Source organism: Paraglaciecola mesophila (genome assembly GCF_009906955.1).
Lineage (GTDB): Bacteria > Pseudomonadota > Gammaproteobacteria > Enterobacterales > Alteromonadaceae > Paraglaciecola > Paraglaciecola mesophila_A.
This window is the reverse complement of record NZ_CP047656.1, coordinates 3,239,994-3,255,837: the sequence shown is the minus strand read 5'-3', so window position 1 is coordinate 3,255,837 and position 15,844 is coordinate 3,239,994. Positions and strand designations below refer to the sequence as shown.

The 15,844-nt window shown below is 44.6% G+C and carries 12 protein-coding genes and 1 tRNA gene; 9 read left to right on the top strand and 4 right to left on the bottom strand.

Annotated features, from left to right (window positions below; all coding sequences use genetic code 11):
* Genes FX988_RS14020 through hemB form a run of 3 tightly spaced genes read left to right on the top strand, consistent with a single transcriptional unit; the run spans position 1 to position 3,742 of the window.
* Positions 1 to 789 (top strand): TatD family hydrolase, encoded by a 789-nt coding sequence (locus FX988_RS14020; RefSeq protein ID WP_160180736.1) that lies wholly within the window; start codon positions 1 to 3, stop codon positions 787 to 789.
* Between the two features lie 36 nt (positions 790 to 825).
* Complete coding sequence (locus FX988_RS14015; protein WP_254700618.1) at positions 826 to 2,697, top strand: diguanylate cyclase; 1,872 nt, start codon at positions 826 to 828, stop codon at positions 2,695 to 2,697.
* A gap of 40 nt (positions 2,698 to 2,737) precedes the next feature.
* Positions 2,738 to 3,742 (top strand): porphobilinogen synthase, encoded by a 1,005-nt coding sequence (gene hemB, locus FX988_RS14010; RefSeq protein ID WP_160180732.1) that lies wholly within the window; start codon positions 2,738 to 2,740, stop codon positions 3,740 to 3,742.
* A gap of 81 nt (positions 3,743 to 3,823) precedes the next feature.
* Here hemB and FX988_RS14005 read toward each other — a convergent pair whose 3' ends face one another.
* The gene (locus FX988_RS14005) at positions 3,824 to 5,335 is read right to left on the bottom strand and encodes a guanosine-5'-triphosphate,3'-diphosphate pyrophosphatase (RefSeq protein ID WP_160180730.1); all 1,512 of its coding nucleotides are present in this window, start codon (positions 5,333 to 5,335) and stop codon (positions 3,824 to 3,826) included.
* Positions 5,332 to 6,597: an ATP-dependent RNA helicase RhlB gene (rhlB, locus tag FX988_RS14000; RefSeq protein WP_160180728.1), complete on the bottom strand. Its 1,266-nt coding sequence runs from the start codon at positions 6,595 to 6,597 to the stop codon at positions 5,332 to 5,334. Before rhlB ends, FX988_RS14005 begins: the two co-directional genes overlap by 4 nt.
* 101 nt (positions 6,598 to 6,698) lie before the next feature.
* Between rhlB and trxA the strand changes: the two genes are divergently transcribed.
* The 6 genes from trxA to FX988_RS13970 all read left to right on the top strand — a co-directional run bounded on the left by trxA (position 6,699) and on the right by FX988_RS13970 (position 11,018).
* Complete coding sequence (trxA, locus tag FX988_RS13995; RefSeq protein ID WP_008303866.1) at positions 6,699 to 7,025, top strand: thioredoxin TrxA; 327 nt, start codon at positions 6,699 to 6,701, stop codon at positions 7,023 to 7,025.
* A 255-nt stretch (positions 7,026 to 7,280) separates the two neighbouring features.
* Complete coding sequence (gene rho, locus FX988_RS13990) at positions 7,281 to 8,546, top strand: transcription termination factor Rho (RefSeq protein ID WP_160182184.1); 1,266 nt, start codon at positions 7,281 to 7,283, stop codon at positions 8,544 to 8,546.
* A gap of 274 nt (positions 8,547 to 8,820) precedes the next feature.
* The gene (gene purE, locus FX988_RS13985; protein WP_160180727.1) at positions 8,821 to 9,312 is read left to right on the top strand and encodes a 5-(carboxyamino)imidazole ribonucleotide mutase; all 492 of its coding nucleotides are present in this window, start codon (positions 8,821 to 8,823) and stop codon (positions 9,310 to 9,312) included.
* Entirely contained in the window at positions 9,309 to 10,451 is a 1,143-nt protein-coding gene (locus FX988_RS13980) for a 5-(carboxyamino)imidazole ribonucleotide synthase (RefSeq protein WP_160180725.1), read from the top strand. Before purE ends, FX988_RS13980 begins: the two co-directional genes overlap by 4 nt.
* An 84-nt stretch (positions 10,452 to 10,535) precedes the next feature.
* Positions 10,536 to 10,611: transfer RNA gene (locus FX988_RS13975), tRNA-Thr, on the top strand.
* Between the two features lie 104 nt (positions 10,612 to 10,715).
* Complete coding sequence (locus FX988_RS13970) at positions 10,716 to 11,018, top strand: beta-propeller fold lactonase family protein (RefSeq protein ID WP_160180723.1); 303 nt, start codon at positions 10,716 to 10,718, stop codon at positions 11,016 to 11,018.
* 664 nt (positions 11,019 to 11,682) lie between these two features.
* On the opposite strand, the gene FX988_RS13965 is transcribed toward FX988_RS13970, so the two are convergent.
* Positions 11,683 to 14,049 (bottom strand): Ig-like domain-containing protein, encoded by a 2,367-nt coding sequence (locus FX988_RS13965; protein WP_160180721.1) that lies wholly within the window; start codon positions 14,047 to 14,049, stop codon positions 11,683 to 11,685.
* Between the two features lie 612 nt (positions 14,050 to 14,661).
* The gene (gene fadA / locus FX988_RS13960) at positions 14,662 to 15,825 is read right to left on the bottom strand and encodes an acetyl-CoA C-acyltransferase FadA (protein WP_160180719.1); all 1,164 of its coding nucleotides are present in this window, start codon (positions 15,823 to 15,825) and stop codon (positions 14,662 to 14,664) included.
* Between the last annotated feature and the right edge of the window lie 19 nt (positions 15,826 to 15,844).

The following is a 15,844-nucleotide window of genomic DNA, read 5'->3' as shown; positions in this document are numbered from 1 at the left end:
ATGCAGTGGTTTGATGTTGGTGTAAACGTACCGAGTGATGAAGGCGAATTTTTGCCAATGCTAACGCGCGCTGTCGAGGCGGGCGTAACGCAAATGATGCTAACAGGTACAGATGTCACTATCAGTCATCAAGCCGCGAAACTTGCTCATGCGTATCCTGAACACGTTTTTAGCACTGCAGGCATTCATCCTCACTATGCACAGCACGTCGCAAGCGATTACCGCGAGCAAATTACCGCCCTCAGTAAGCAGCCTCAGGTAATAGCGATTGGTGAATGTGGTTTAGACTTCAATCGAGATTTTTCACCCCGTGATAAGCAGTTAGCTGTATTTGAGGCCCAACTTGTTATCGCTTGTGAAACCGGCCTACCGGTTTTTTTGCATGAGCGCGACGCATTCGACGCTCAGTATAAATTACTGCAAAAATACCATCACCAGCTAAACGGCGCTCTCGTTCACTGTTTTACTGGCAATACACAACAAATGCAGGCCTATCTAGACCTAGGATGTTATGTCGGCATTACTGGCTGGGTAACAGACGAAAAACGCGGCCAAGATTTAAGAGAAGCGGTGAAGCGGCTTCCTTTAGATCGGTTGATCCTTGAAACTGACGCTCCTTATTTAAAACCGAAGAAACTTGGCAGTGACAAGGTGCCTGGGGTTAAGCAAAATGAACCTTGTTATTTACCTGTTATTGCTAAAACACTTAGCGAACTGATGAATACGTCGATTGAATCCCTTTCCTCGTACAGCAAACGCAATTCCCAGCGTTTATTGGCGTTGAGCTAAGCAATCGTGGCTATCGACGCATTATTTCGTAGCGTTTTGACACAACGCGCGGCCATTCAGCTGATGTCAGCTACCTGTATATTGCTGTTTCTGATCACGGTATTTTCAATCAAGTTGCAGGCCCCCGAACCATTACCTCAAAGTACCTTATTCTATTTAGATGACACCCAGCAACAATATAAAATCAGTACGCTGCCCGCGCTAAGCAGTGATAAATGGCAAGGTTTGGAGCGCTTTCAACTTGCTCTGCCAATGACTGACACTCCCCACTGGGTGAGCTTTAACATGACAAACATAGCCTCCCAAGAACATTGGCTACTGGAGCTCAATAATCCCTTTATAGACCACGTATCTGTGTGGTTTATAGAAAATAATCAGCTACTCGATCATTATCAAACCGGTGATAGTCAGCCCTTCGCGTCAAGAGTCATGCCCTATGAGACTTTTTTGTTTCCAGTGCCTGAATTTGAAGAACAATTACGAGTTGTGGTACGTATTAGCAGCGAAGGCACTTTGCAGGTGCCCATTAACGTATGGGCAGAATCCAACTTTCTCGTATTCAACGGTGAACACAGTGTCTTGATGGGCCTATTTTTCGGCATCTTGTTCGCTATGGGGATCAGTAACTTGTTCTTTTTTGTGATCAGTCGCCAGCCGGTATTTCTGCTCTACGCTGGTTACGTTCTGAGCTTCGCCTTACTGCTGTCGGCCATGCAGGGACTCGGGTACAAATATATCTGGTCAGAAAGCCCTTGGATGCAAAAAAACAGTGTGTCTTTGTGGGCCAGCGCAACTGTGTTTTACGCCATCGTGTTTACTAACGTCCTGCTTGATATTAAAAGCGTTAGTCTACGCTTACATAAAACGCTAAACATACTAGCGATTGTATTCGCCGTTGCCTTGGTTGCTAGCCCATTTATTCCAAAACCCTGGTTTCTAGAACCTTTTCTGTTCGCTTTATGCGGCATATGCATTTTCATTTATGCTGTCAGTATTTGGGGCTGGTACAAAAAAATTCATTTGGCTCGCTTTTACACGCTAGCGTGGACATCGCTACTCGTCAGCTGTTTAATGGCTTGCCTCGAACATCTTAATCTTATCTCCCTTACCATTTCATCCAATTACCTTTTGATGCTTGGCGTCATCATTGAAACCTTTTTACTCGCTCTCATGCTCGCCTTAAGCGTTAATCATCAACGCCGCCAATTATTTAGAGCGCAAAAAGAAGCGTTGCGAAAAGAGCGTGATATGCGGGCAGTACAAGAAGAAGTACTTGCCCAACAAAACAATGCTCAAGAAGAATTAGAATACAGTGTGCAAGAACGTACCTTAGAGCTAGAGATAGCCCTACGAGAATTGTCGGAGATAAACCGCGAACTGGAAGAGAAAAACACCTTAGACGCCTTAACCGGCATTCGAAACAGACGTTATTTTGACAAAAAGTACCTTGCAGAGGTACGACGCAGTCGGCGGGAGCGAACTGAGCTTGTAGTCGCCATGATAGACATCGACCACTTTAAAAAGGTCAATGACGAACATGGCCACTTAGTGGGGGATGATTGCATTAAGTTTGTCGCTGAACGCTTGAAAAAAACGCTTAAACGCCCCAGTGATGATGTATGTCGTTATGGTGGCGAAGAATTTTCCGTCATCTTGCCCAGTACAGATATTCAAGGCGCTCATGACTTGCTGGATCAACTCAGACTCGAGATCCAAAATACCCCAGTTTACAGTGCTGGTGTAACGGTTCGTTTAACCGTCAGTATTGGCTTAGCCAGTGCCATAATGGATCCTCAGCAAAGCGAAGATGTATTAATCGGTTTTGCGGATCAACTACTTTACCAAGCTAAGAATAATGGGCGAAATTGCATTGTAGCTCAGAAATTACCTGACTCTGAACAGCCGTAACTCGCTCGAACTTATCAAGACTCAACATAGGACCTTCATCATGGCCGAACATTTTCCCAACACGCGAATGCGCCGCATGCGACGTCACGCTTTCACCCGTGACCTCATGGCCGAGAACCAATTAACCCCTAAAGATCTGATCTACCCTGTTTTCATTTTAGAAGGTAAAAATCAGCGCGAGGCGATCGAATCCATGCCTGGTGTTGAACGTTTATCTATTGATTTATTGATTGAAGAAGCCAAAGACCTACATGCTTTAGGTATTCCAGCGATAGCACTGTTTCCTGTCACACCCTCTGAGCGCAAATCTGAATGCGCCAGTGAAGCGTTCAACCCCGATGGTTTAGCTCAGCAAGCCGTGCGCGCCCTCAAGGCCGCCGTGCCTGAGATGGGTATTATTACTGATGTCGCCCTAGATCCTTTCACCTCGCACGGACAAGATGGCTTGTTGAATGACGAGGGATACGTACTGAATGATGAAACCATTGAAGTGTTAATTAAACAGGCTTTATCCCATGCGCAAGCAGGCGCAGACATAGTTGCCCCCTCAGACATGATGGACGGGCGTATTGGCGCTATTCGCCAAGCACTAGAGAGTCATGGCTATATCAATACCTGCATCATGGCCTACTCCGCTAAATACGCCTCGCACTATTACGGCCCATTTCGTGATGCAGTCGGCTCTGCTGGCAATATTAAAGGGGGCAATAAGAAGAGCTACCAAATGGATCCAGCCAATTCCAACGAAGCTGTGCGTGAAATCGCTTTGGATATTGCCGAAGGCGCGGATATGGTCATGGTTAAACCTGGTATGCCCTATTTAGACATTGTTCGACGTTGTAAGGACGAATTCGCAGTTCCAACTTTCGCCTATCAAGTCAGTGGCGAGTATGCCATGCACAAGGCGGCCTTTATGCAAGGCTGGTTAGACGAAGAGACAGTGATCTTAGAGTCGCTACTGGCGTTTAAACGCGCTGGAGCAGATGGCATTTTAACTTACTTCGCTAAACAAGCGGCACAGATTTTAGCTCGAGAAAAAGAGTAACGTCGGTAGTTACTGAAACATAGCGCTGGCAAAGTGGTCAGCGTTTTTGCTTCTAATGGCGTGAAAAGCGCCCTAAAAAGCCTAATCGCAGGTTAGGTGCCAACCCATTTTATGCTGTTGCCACTTTTCATTCGCCAGCTCTGCATCTATGAGCGGATGAGCTTTAAGCCAACCCTCTGGGAAAATAAGGTGCCACTCGTCTTCCTTAACTTCTAATTTAAGCTCAGGTAACAAGTTGTCTTTGCGTCGTATCGACAAAATACACGCCAAGCGTAACACTCTCACAAGGCTGCGCATAATGCCGCGCGTTTCATTATGGTTTTGTTCGAACACTTCAGGGGAGATTTGCTGACGGTGATTCAGCACCAGTGTTTTTATCCCATCACGCTGTAAATTGGTGTATCCCACCATAGGCACATGCCCTAAAATATAGGCACCGTGTTTATGATGTAATTTATATTCGATGTGTAAGCCCGTTTCGTGCAACATAGCTGCCGCTACCAGCATGGCTTCGCCATCTATACCGTCAACGTCGGTTTGTTCACTCAGCTGCTTAAACAGCGTCAAGGCAACATTAGTAACCCGCTCAGCTTGCTCTGAATCGATATGAAAATGTTGTATATGCTGCTTGATTGTCTGCATACGGCGATCATTTTGCTGTATGTTTTCCAGCATGCCATAGATAAGCCCTTCACGAAGTGCGCCCCCTGATATTTGCATATCGCGAATAGACAGAGACTCGAATAAAGCAATAAGAATAGCCAGCCCGCTGGGGAAAATAACCCGTCTGGACTCTTCTAAGCCGTCAATGATCAGGTTATCCAACGTGGCACAATCAATACATTGCTGACGCAAGTTGTATAAGTAGTCGAGCCGTATGGCATCACTGATCCCTTGAGCGACCAGAATTTCCGTGATGGCCTGAGGTGTGCCAGATGCGCCTAGGCATTGCTGCCAGTCAAAACAGACGAACTTATCAGCCACAGCATCAACCATGGCTTTTGCTGCCCCCACTGCGGCGGCAAAGTTTTCTTTACTCAGCACATCACCCACAAAGTAACGCTCTTTAAACGTCACGCAGCCCATATTGAGGCTAACAAGGTGGATAGGCGTCATATCGTTACCGATGATGATTTCTGTGCTGGCACCACCGATATCGATAACCAAAGAATTACCTTGATTGGCTGATGTGTAAGCGACTCCCAAATAAATTTGCCTAGCTTCCTCTTCACCACTAATAACGCTTAGTTCATGATCAAGAATTTGTTGGGCTTTTTGGGTAAATACATCGGCATTTTTGGCTAATCGTAACGTGGCAGTTGCCACCACACGGATATTATCGCGGGGTATATCTTGCAGTCGTTCTGCAAACGTTTCAAGGCAGCGCCAGCCGCGCTCTAAACTGTCTTCGTCAAGCATTAAGTTTTCGTCTAGCCCTGCAGCTAAACGGACTTTCTGCTTTACCTTACCAATGATTTGTACACTACCCGCTACCACACGAACGATCACCAAGTGAAAACTATTCGAACCTAAATCAACGGCTGCATACAGCTCTTCAGGGTGACTTTGCGACAAACGGGTAGATGTAATCATGGCTTCCTACGGTTACGCGAGCCTGAAGAGTGACGCTTTTGTGGATTACGGCCGTTTTGCATGCGCTTTTTATGGCGAGGCTTAGGTGGCGTAACATCACGTATCAAGGCATCAGCATGGTATTCGGTTACCGGAATAGCATGCTCAATGTAGGTTTCGATCGCTGGCAAATTTAACGCATAACGTTCGCACGCAAAGCTAATAGAGCTACCACTTTGCCCTGCACGTCCGGTACGACCAATACGGTGCACATAATCTTCAGCGTCGTCTGGTAAGTCGTAGTTAAAAACGTGACTTACCATAGGAATGTGCAACCCACGCGCAGCAACATCAGTTGCCACCAGTATGTCTAACTTACCTGAGGTAAAATCTTCAAGAATTTTTAAACGTTTGTTTTGCGGTACATCACCACTTAACAGGCCCACTCGATGACCGTCGGCTTGGAGCCAATCGGCGACTTTTTCGCAGCTATGCTTAGTGTTGGCAAAAACAATAGCTTTATCTGGCCACTCTTCTTCCATCAAACTAAGCAACAGGGCCATTTTATCTTCATCAGAAGGGTAAAATAGCTCTTCTTTGATCCGTGTGCCGGTTTTGCGCTCAGGTTCTACTTGCACGTGCGTAGGGTTGTTCATATGCTCATAGGCAAGCTCTTGTACTCGATAAGACAAGGTCGCTGAGAACAGCATGCTCAACCGCTCTGCTGGCTTAGGCATACGATTGAAAAGATATCGAATATCTTTAATGAAGCCCAAGTCGAACATGCGATCAGCTTCATCAAGCACTGCGACTTGAATGCCAGCCAATGAAAAGATGTTCTGTTTGTAGTAGTCAATGATACGACCGGTAGTGCCGATAATAATATCTACACCTTCTTCCAGCTTTTCCCGTTGACTTTGATAACCCTCGCCCCCATAAATCAAACCGAGAGACAAACCAGTGTGTTGACTTAGCAGTTCAGCATCGTTAAAGATCTGAACGGCCAACTCTCTGGTTGGCGCCATAATAATGGCTCTTGGTTGTTTTTTAGTGGGCTGCGGATTACTTAGCAAGTAGTGAAAAGTTGCCACCAAGAACGCGATAGTTTTACCGGTTCCAGTTTGCGCTTGACCTGCTATGTCATTCCCTTCTAATAGAGGGGGCAAGCTTAACGCTTGAATGGGTGTGCAGTGACTAAAGTTTGCGGCGGATAACGCCTTAACGACTTGCTCATTAATGGGCAAGTCCGCGAAATGTGTTTCGGTTAAATGAGTTGTTTGCATAGCTTATAGCTTATCAGTGCTTGCATTAAAAAACAGTTTCTATATAACAATCACGATCACGCTGAATTATATCGGCGCTAGAACTAATGACGGAGAAAAGAATGAGCGACAAAATTATCCAGTTATCGGACGATAGTTTCGAGGCAGATGTTATCAATGCTACTGGTCCTGTACTAGTTGACTTCTGGGCGGAATGGTGCGGTCCGTGTAAGATGATTGCGCCAATATTGCATGAAATTGCTGACGAATTCGACGGCAAGTTAACAGTTGGCAAGCTGAATGTCGATGAAAATAACGAAACACCACCTAAGTATGGTATTCGTGGCATCCCTACTTTGCTCTTATTTAAAGGTGGAAATGTAGCTGCAACTAAAGTCGGCGCGCTGTCTAAAAGCCAATTAGAAGAGTTTTTGAACGAAAACATCTAAGTACGCGCAATAAAATTAAGCCCGATAAAATCGGGCTTTTTTATTTCCTGTATACACTTTAGGCAATCTAATACCATTTAAACCTTTATTTTCACTAGACGTACTCTCATTTTGGTGCTAACTTTTCATTGTTCTCACCTGAACAGACCTATACTTTCGCACCAATCAGAGATTTTAATAAGTAAATACCTTTGAACCATTCAATCAATTTTTGCTGATATGGCAAAACTTTCAAGCATGAAAAGACCCACCAATATGAACCTAACGGAACTCAAGAACAAACCCATCAGTGAGCTGGTTGGACTGGCCGAGAAAATGGGCCTAGAAAACATGGCTCGCGCTCGTAAGCAAGACATTATATTTTCAATTTTGAAAACCCACGCCAAAAGTGGTGAAGACATTTTTGGTAACGGCGTCCTAGAAATACTTCAAGACGGCTTTGGTTTCTTGCGTTCTAACGACGCATCATACTTGGCGGGCCCGGACGATATCTATGTATCTCCTAGTCAGATCCGTCGCTTTAACTTGCGCACAGGCGATACCATTGCAGGTAAAATTCGCCCACCAAAAGACAGCGAGCGTTACTTCGCCCTGTTGAAAATTAGCGAAGTTAACTTCGACCGCCCTGAAAATTCCCGTAATAAAATTTTATTCGAAAACTTAACGCCATTACACGCTAATGAACGTTTAGTGATGGAACGAGGCAACGGAAGTACCGAAGACATTACGGCTCGTGTGCTTGATTTAGCTTCACCAATCGGCCGTGGGCAGCGTGGACTTATTGTTGCACCGCCTAAAGCCGGTAAAACCCTTTTATTACAGAACATTGCTCAATCTATCGCTGCAAACCATCCAGAATGTTTGCTCATGGTATTATTGATTGATGAGCGTCCTGAAGAAGTAACCGAAATGCAGCGCTTAGTACAAGGTGAAGTGGTTGCTTCTACCTTCGATGAGCCAGCGAGTCGTCACGTACAAGTGGCTGAAATGGTGATTGAAAAGGCCAAGCGCTTGGTTGAACACAAGAAAGACGTGGTCATCTTACTTGATTCAATTACCCGTTTAGCCCGCGCATACAACACAGTGATCCCCTCATCAGGTAAAGTGCTTACCGGTGGTGTTGACGCCAATGCATTGCATAAGCCTAAGCGTTTCTTTGGTGCAGCCCGTAACATCGAAGAAGGCGGCAGCTTAACCATTATCGCAACCGCACTTATCGATACCGGCTCTAAAATGGATGAAGTTATCTATGAAGAGTTTAAAGGTACAGGTAACATGGAATTACATCTTAACCGCAAAATTGCCGAAAAGCGTGTATTCCCTGCGATTGATTACAACCGCTCTGGTACTCGCCGTGAAGAATTACTGACCAGCCAAGACGAATTACAAAAGATGTGGATCTTGCGTAAAATCGTGCATGAAATGTCAGAAATTGATGCGATTGAGTTCTTAATCGGTAAATTGGCAATGACCAAAACCAATGACGAATTCTTCACTGCGATGCGTAAGCAAAAAAGCTAGCATTACAGCAAGTCAATGATATTGAAAATCCGCTGCAGGCCCGCCCGCAGCGGATTTTTTGTTTTTCAGCGCCCTATCATCCAGGCTAGAAAAACACTAAAAACCAACAGATTGCTGCTCAATTTGCGCTCAAGCGGGACTCGCCGTTTGATTTGAGCTACAATCCGTTTCCGAAATTTTCTGGTCAGCCATATCTTGTCTATCAGTGTGAGATTTCATCTGATAATTCAAGTCCGCTGCAACCAAATAAAACCGAAGTTAAGTGGGAGTGAAAATGCCTCAAGTTGCGATTGTTATGGGTTCAAAGTCTGATTGGCCCACCATGGCCCAAGCGGCAAAAATGTTAGATGCCTTAGGCGTAAGTTATCACGCACAAGTGGTATCTGCTCATCGCACCCCTACCTTGTTAACCGAATTTGCAGAAACCGCAGCCGACAAGGGTTATCAAGTGATCATTGGTGGCGCAGGTGGCGCAGCCCATTTACCCGGCATGATTGCTGCTCACACCCACCTACCCGTGTTTGGTGTGCCTGTACGCTCTAGCCAGCTTAGCGGTGTTGACTCTTTGTATTCTATTGTACAAATGCCCAAAGGCGTTGCAGTGGGAACGCTCGCCATAGGTGAGGCAGGGGCGGCCAATGCAGGCTTACTCGCGGCACAAGTGGTTGCTTTGCATGACGAAAACGTACGCGACGCCATTATTCAATTCAGACAAAAACAAACCGCTGACGTGTTAGCCCAACCCGCACTGGAATTGCCAGAATGAACGTACTGATTTTAGGCTCAGGCCAACTGGCCAGAATGATGGCATTATCTGGTGCACCACTGGGGATCGAAGTGCGCGCAGTGGATGTAAGCAACCATAAAGTGGTCAATCCAATAGATAAAAAGGTAATGGATATTCACCTTGAAACCGCTATCGAAGCGGCCGATGCGATTTCTGTTGAGTTTGAGCATATTCCAGAGCCTTTACTCGAACAAGTCAATCGTAGCGGTAAGCTCATGCCGAGCGTTGAAGCCATCTCAGCGGGTGCTGACAGAGTCAAAGAAAAAGCCTTACTAGACAAACTTAATATCGCCAACTGCCCTTATATGATTGTAGATGACGTCGCAAAGCTTGAGCAAGCAGTCGCGCAACTCGGCGAAAAGCTTATTATCAAGGCCAGTCGCAACGGTTACGATGGCTATGGACAATGGCGTCTATCTAGCAAAGAACAACTGCCGGACATCCAACAAGCATTGGCTGAACTTGATTTAAAGAAAGTACCTTTAGTGGTTGAAAAAATGCTCAGCTTTGAGCGTGAAGTATCACTAGTGGGTGCACGGGCTAAAAACGGCCAAGTGGCTTTTTATCCCCTAGTTGAAAACCTTCACCATCAAGGCCAGTTGCACACTTGCGTTGCTCCGGCCCCCGCTATCACTCCAGCATTAGTTGCTCAAGCTGAACACGCTTTTAACGCCTTGGTTACCGAGCTCAATTACGTTGGCGTATTGGCAGTGGAGTTCTTCCAGATGGGTGACACGCTGCTAGTGAATGAAATTGCTCCACGGGTGCATAATTCAGGGCACTGGAGTATGCAAGGCGCCGATACCTGCCAATTCGAAAACCATTTACGCGCAATTTGTGAGTTACCACTAGGTTCAACCCAAGTGTTAGCCCCAAGCGTCATGCTAAACGTGATTGGTTGTGATTTACCCCCAAAAGATATGCTCAGCGTCGCGAGAACCCATTTACACGGTTATATGAAAACTCCACGCGCTAAACGCAAGATGGGCCACATCAATATCACCGGTAATGACTACGCTGAACTGGGCGCTGCCATGCAGAAGTTGCAAAAATGGCTATCCAAAAGTTATTTCCCTACGCTAAACGGCGAAGCAGAACGACTTTTGCAGATAAAATAATAACTTTTGGTTGACAACAAAAGTGGAATCACTAGAATGTCGCCTCGCTCTAGCACATAGCTGCCTAGAGCGGGAATCTAGTGTGCCGACTTAGCTCAGTTGGTAGAGCAACTGACTTGTAATCAGTAGGTCACCAGTTCGACTCCGGTAGTCGGCACCATTTCCTTTCTTTGTTTTAACTTCCTTTTTTATGCCCCTACCTCTACAAATGAATTGCCCTTTACTAGTACGGCGGAATCGACTCAAGCAGTTGCATGTTGGATTGTGACCCACGATAACGGTTTTGCTTATATTTCGAATACAGTGTCCGATAGCGTAAGTTCATTTACCTTTAACCGCTTAGGGGGAGTGACACTGTTAAATGGTGAAGCAGGGCGTACATCAGGAGCGCCATTAGATTTGGCCTTCGCTGGTAATCAGCGATTTTTATATTCTCTCGATGCAGCAGCAGGTGTTATCAGCGCATTTGCAGTGAATGGTAAAACAGGCAAACTCACCCTCATTGAGTCAGAGGACAGCTTACCTGCAAGTCAAGGAGTGCAAGGGATCGTCAGCATTGATTTCTAAGCGCCGCTAGGCATGAATGAAATTAGTTCTGCTATTTCGCCCTAGAGTAAGTTGACGGTTTTAAGCCGGCATTTTTTGCTGGCTTTTCCTTATATGCATTTTGATAGCAATCTGATGGCTTAATATTAATTGCCTCCAGGACAGATTAGTTCAATGCTAAACAGTATTGTAGGCCTCGAGCACAATGGTGGATAGCTTCATGACTTATAACGTCTATTCTATATTCAACGCATTAGCAACGTCAGTGGTATTCATTTGGTTTCAATTAAGTTATATCACTCACGAATGCCTCTTCCGATCTCAGAGGCGTTTTATCTTTAGATAAACTAGAGTGTTTTTTCACCCAATGTTTGCTGAAAGTTGTTTTGATTTATTCCTTCTTAGGCATTACCAACAAGCCTTCTCAGGGCTTTCTCGCTGACTTATAGGTGAATTCGCCTTACCTATTAACTCAACAACACTCAATTTAAAGCCTAGTGTACCGCTGTCAGCCTCTAACGCTTTTAATGCTTGGTGTTTCCATCAAGAAGCTCTCGTCGCAACAACGTATTTCAGGACGGGATAAGCGCAGGGCCCTAGTGGCCACCGCACATACGTTGAGGGCTTACCTGCTTCTAAAAATGCTAAGCGAAGGAGTCATCACCTAGCATTTCATTTGTAATTACTACAAACCGCTTAGGGAGCCATTCTCTAAGCTATTTGCCCATATTTGATCGTATTGACTTAAATCTATTTGTTCCAATATTGTCAGGCGAGGGTTAATTAACGGGTAGGCATTTTCGTAAGTTCCGTCATTATCAAAGTCGTCAGCTCCAGAAGAGTATTTGACTATGTAGATGCGACCGTTTTCATCTTTTGATAGGACATGCCACGTACTTTGTTGTTTAAAGTTAAATAATTCGCGGTTGAATATTAACCGATTGTCAGTTTCGCTCCAACTCCAACTAGTAGCATCGTTTCTAAACAGGGTTATTGGCGAGCTACTATGGCCTTCAACGCTGCTAAACACTCTACGCATTTCAAAATTGTCAGTTAGGTTATAACCGAAAATCGATTCAACGCTTGACGGGATCTCTTGGGACAAGTCTGGGCTAAAGTTAGTACCGATCTGGACATACGTAAAAGGTAGTTCAACTACTAAATCTGTTGCTGTAACTTGGGCTGTATTTGATTTCATCATTTGGCGTACGGTGATGTTTTCTAGCTCATTCTCATTATAATATTCTACAGCCGCCATCTGTACTAAGCCGCTCTCAATTAAAGGGGTAAGGATAAATTTCTTTTTATCTGTTTCTAGGGTTATGGTTCCATTGGCAAACTGCCAAGTATAAACATTTTTGCTTAAGAGCCCTGATGCTGTGCCATCTAGATTAAATGTGACAATATCAAATTGATCCCCCAAACCATATTGAAGGTCCGTTGTATCGCCATTTACATCAGTAATAAAGGTATAGTTGAGCGACATAGCCCAAGTACCTGCAATGTCTTCGTCGCTTTTATCAGCAAGTGTTGTTTCTGGGTTAAACAGAAAGCTACGAGTTTCCGTGACGGTTTCTGTTGCTGTAGCAGTGTAGATGTCATAAATCTTTATAATATGTTCTATTTCTTTTTCGCTCGAGATCGTTGCTTGACGCTCTCCTTTGGACAAAACAGAAATTTTCTCACTAACTGTTTTCGTTAACACTTCCAGTTGGAAAAACTCTCCTCGATCAAATAACTCTTTTACCTCTTGCGCCGTTTCTAAACCCCAAACACTTAAAATGTAGCCATAATCATAAAAAGGAAGATCTGTTAGATGAGGTAGATTTGAATAACTAATATTAAGTTGCCCATTTTCTATTTCCCAAGAAAAGTCATCGGAAAAAGAAGTTAAAACGTTGCTCCCGCTAGAATGGGAAACACCTTGCTTGTCTTCTGAAAATTGATATACATCTGCAGACGCTGGTAAAAGCCCACTTTTATTCTTAACTAAAGATATGACTTTACGACCTAAAAGCATTTCTTCTGTGAATGCTCCAGTTAAGTACTGTTGCTCAAAGGATTGCTCTATGGCAGTTTGCAAATCCGCTAGATAGTTAGCACTTGGTTTATCTTCATCCCACAACTCTTGTTGAATTAAATAGGTCTTTATTGATTCGTATAGTGAATTATCTGGGCCTTGTAACACTGTTAACGTGGTTGAATTTTCAGGTACATTGTAATCAGGGTTATCTACCAATAATTTTATAAAACCGATTAGTGTCGTTAATTCTGCTGCAGTGAATTGATCCACGCTTTTGCGAAATTCACCCATATTCACAGGGGATACACCGTTATTTTTTTCTACGGCTAACAAATAATTAGCAGTGGAAAATTGAGTGATATTCAGTGCAGCGTTTTGGTCTGCAGTTAACTGGCGACTGGTATTTGGTAGCTCGACGATATCAGTAAAACTTCCCAAATAACTGACTAATTCAATAGATTCTTGTTGGTTCTGAGTTGAACCCTTCGCATTTAATAAGAGCACTGCGTTTGCATCATCAAAAACGATCGTAAGGCTGTATGCACCATTTTTATCTGCGGTAGCAGTAAAGACTTTATCTGACATGTCCACTGTTACGGTAGCATCAGCGATAGGCTCGTCTATTACCACGCCAGACAGGGTGTAAGATTGGCTATTAGTAATGTGAACTTGGGCTTGTGAGGAGAGGCTTCCGTCAGATATCCGGTAGCTGAAACTATCGGAGCCGGCGTAATATTGCTCTGGTGTATAAGTAATTGAATTGTCATTAATCGTTACTGTACCAAATTCAGGCTCCACACTAATTGAGCTTATGGTTAGAGGATCGTTTTCAGGATCTGAGTCATTAGCTAACACTTCGATAATAACGGCTTCACTATCGAGCGTAACGGCATTATCAGAGGAAGCAACCGGTGCTTTATTTAAAGAAGGTGGTTGAGATGGGGAATTGGAGCCTCCTCCTCCACAGGCTGTTAAAAAAAATGATACGACAAGCGAGCAAATCGCGCTCTGTTTTAATGCTATGTCCATAGTACTGCTTTCCCTTATTTTTATAATTTTTTTATTAGAGATGTTTATTATTTATTTTTTTGACCGCTCTAATCCCAGAGCGTAATAAACACGCAGAATGAGTGTATAAATGATAATCAGATAAATCTAGAAAAAATCACTCGTATCGCCCTCTTAGTATATGTGGAGTACCAACAGTAAAATCGACAGGGTGACAAGACAAGGCGTACGCTCTACATTTTAGCGCTGGTCTGAAAACAAAAATGCAATTGTTAACGGGTTAGAACGAGCATTGGATTAAGAGATTTTTTATGAAATACATTCATGTATTTCTCCTGTGCGACCTGCACCCGAGCCATCCTTCGGAAGTTCAGATTTTTTCTTGAATAATTTGTAGTTACTATTTCATTTTTTGAAAAACGTGACTAGTTGACCATGGATATCTTGTCATACCTAGGGAGCATGCTGGTAAGCGAAACGTATGCTATTCGTACACGAAATGCATGCAGTAATGGCCGAAAGCCATAAGTAAGCGCAGCGTTTATGTAAACGAAGCGCATAGTGTGGCGAAAAGCCACAAACAAAATGGGCGCCTTCTGGCGCCCTTTTAATCAGATTAACTCACAATAAACGCTATACGCGCTCGAACACAGTGGCAATACCTTGACCTAAACCAATACACATGGTCGCTAAACCGATAGATTTATCGTTCGCTTCCATCAAATTAAGCAAGGTAGTAGAGATACGAGAACCAGAGCAACCTAATGGATGACCTAGCGCAATCGCACCACCGTTTAAGTTTACCTTGTCTTCATATGTATCTAGCCAGCCAAGCTGTTTGATACACGACAATGCCTGAGCTGCGAACGCTTCGTTAAACTCAGCTAGCTCGATGTCAGCCATCGTCATGCCAGCACGCTTAAGGGCTTTTTGGGTCGCCGGTACAGGGCCAAAGCCCATAATAGCGGCGTCGCAACCAGCAACGGCCATGGCACGAATTTTCGCACGTGGTGTTAGGCCTAGGGCTTTTGCTCTATCAGCAGACATGATCAACATGGCGGATGCACCATCAGATAACGCTGACGATGTACCCGCAGTGACGGTGCCGTTTACTGGGTCGAACACGGGGCGTAAACCAGACATACTTTCTGCAGTCGAGTCAGGGCGTACCGTTTCATCAGTATCAATTAGACGTAAAATACCGTCAGCGTCGTGACCTTCAGTGGCCACAATTTCATTCGCCCAGCGCCCTTCAACAGCAGCGGCATGGGCTTTTTGATGTGAACGCGCTCCGAATGCATCTTGCATTTCACGGGTAATACCGTTTTGACGACCCAGTAATTCAGCTGTCATGCCCATGCTGCCTGATGCGCGAGCTGCGGTCTTGGCAATCCCAGGGTGAAAATCGATGTTGAAGTCCATAGGTACATGGCCCATGTGCTCAACACCGCCAATCATGTACACATCACCGCGACCACTCATAATGCCACTTGCTGCATCATGCAAGGCTTGCATAGATGAGCCACATAAACGGTTCACCGTTACGGCTGCGACAGTGCGCGGAATGTCAGTTAATAACTGCGCGTTACGGGCGATGTTAAAACCCTGCTCTTTGGTTTGCTGTACACAACCCCAAATGATGTCTTCAATCTCATTAGGATCGAGGTTTGGGTTACGTTCAACCAATTTACTCATAAGATGTGCTGATAAAGTTTCAGCACGTACATTGCGGAATATACCGCCTTTCGAGCGCCCCATAGGGGTACGAATACAATCGACTACTACGACTTCTTTCATGTTCTTGTCCTCTGGTGCA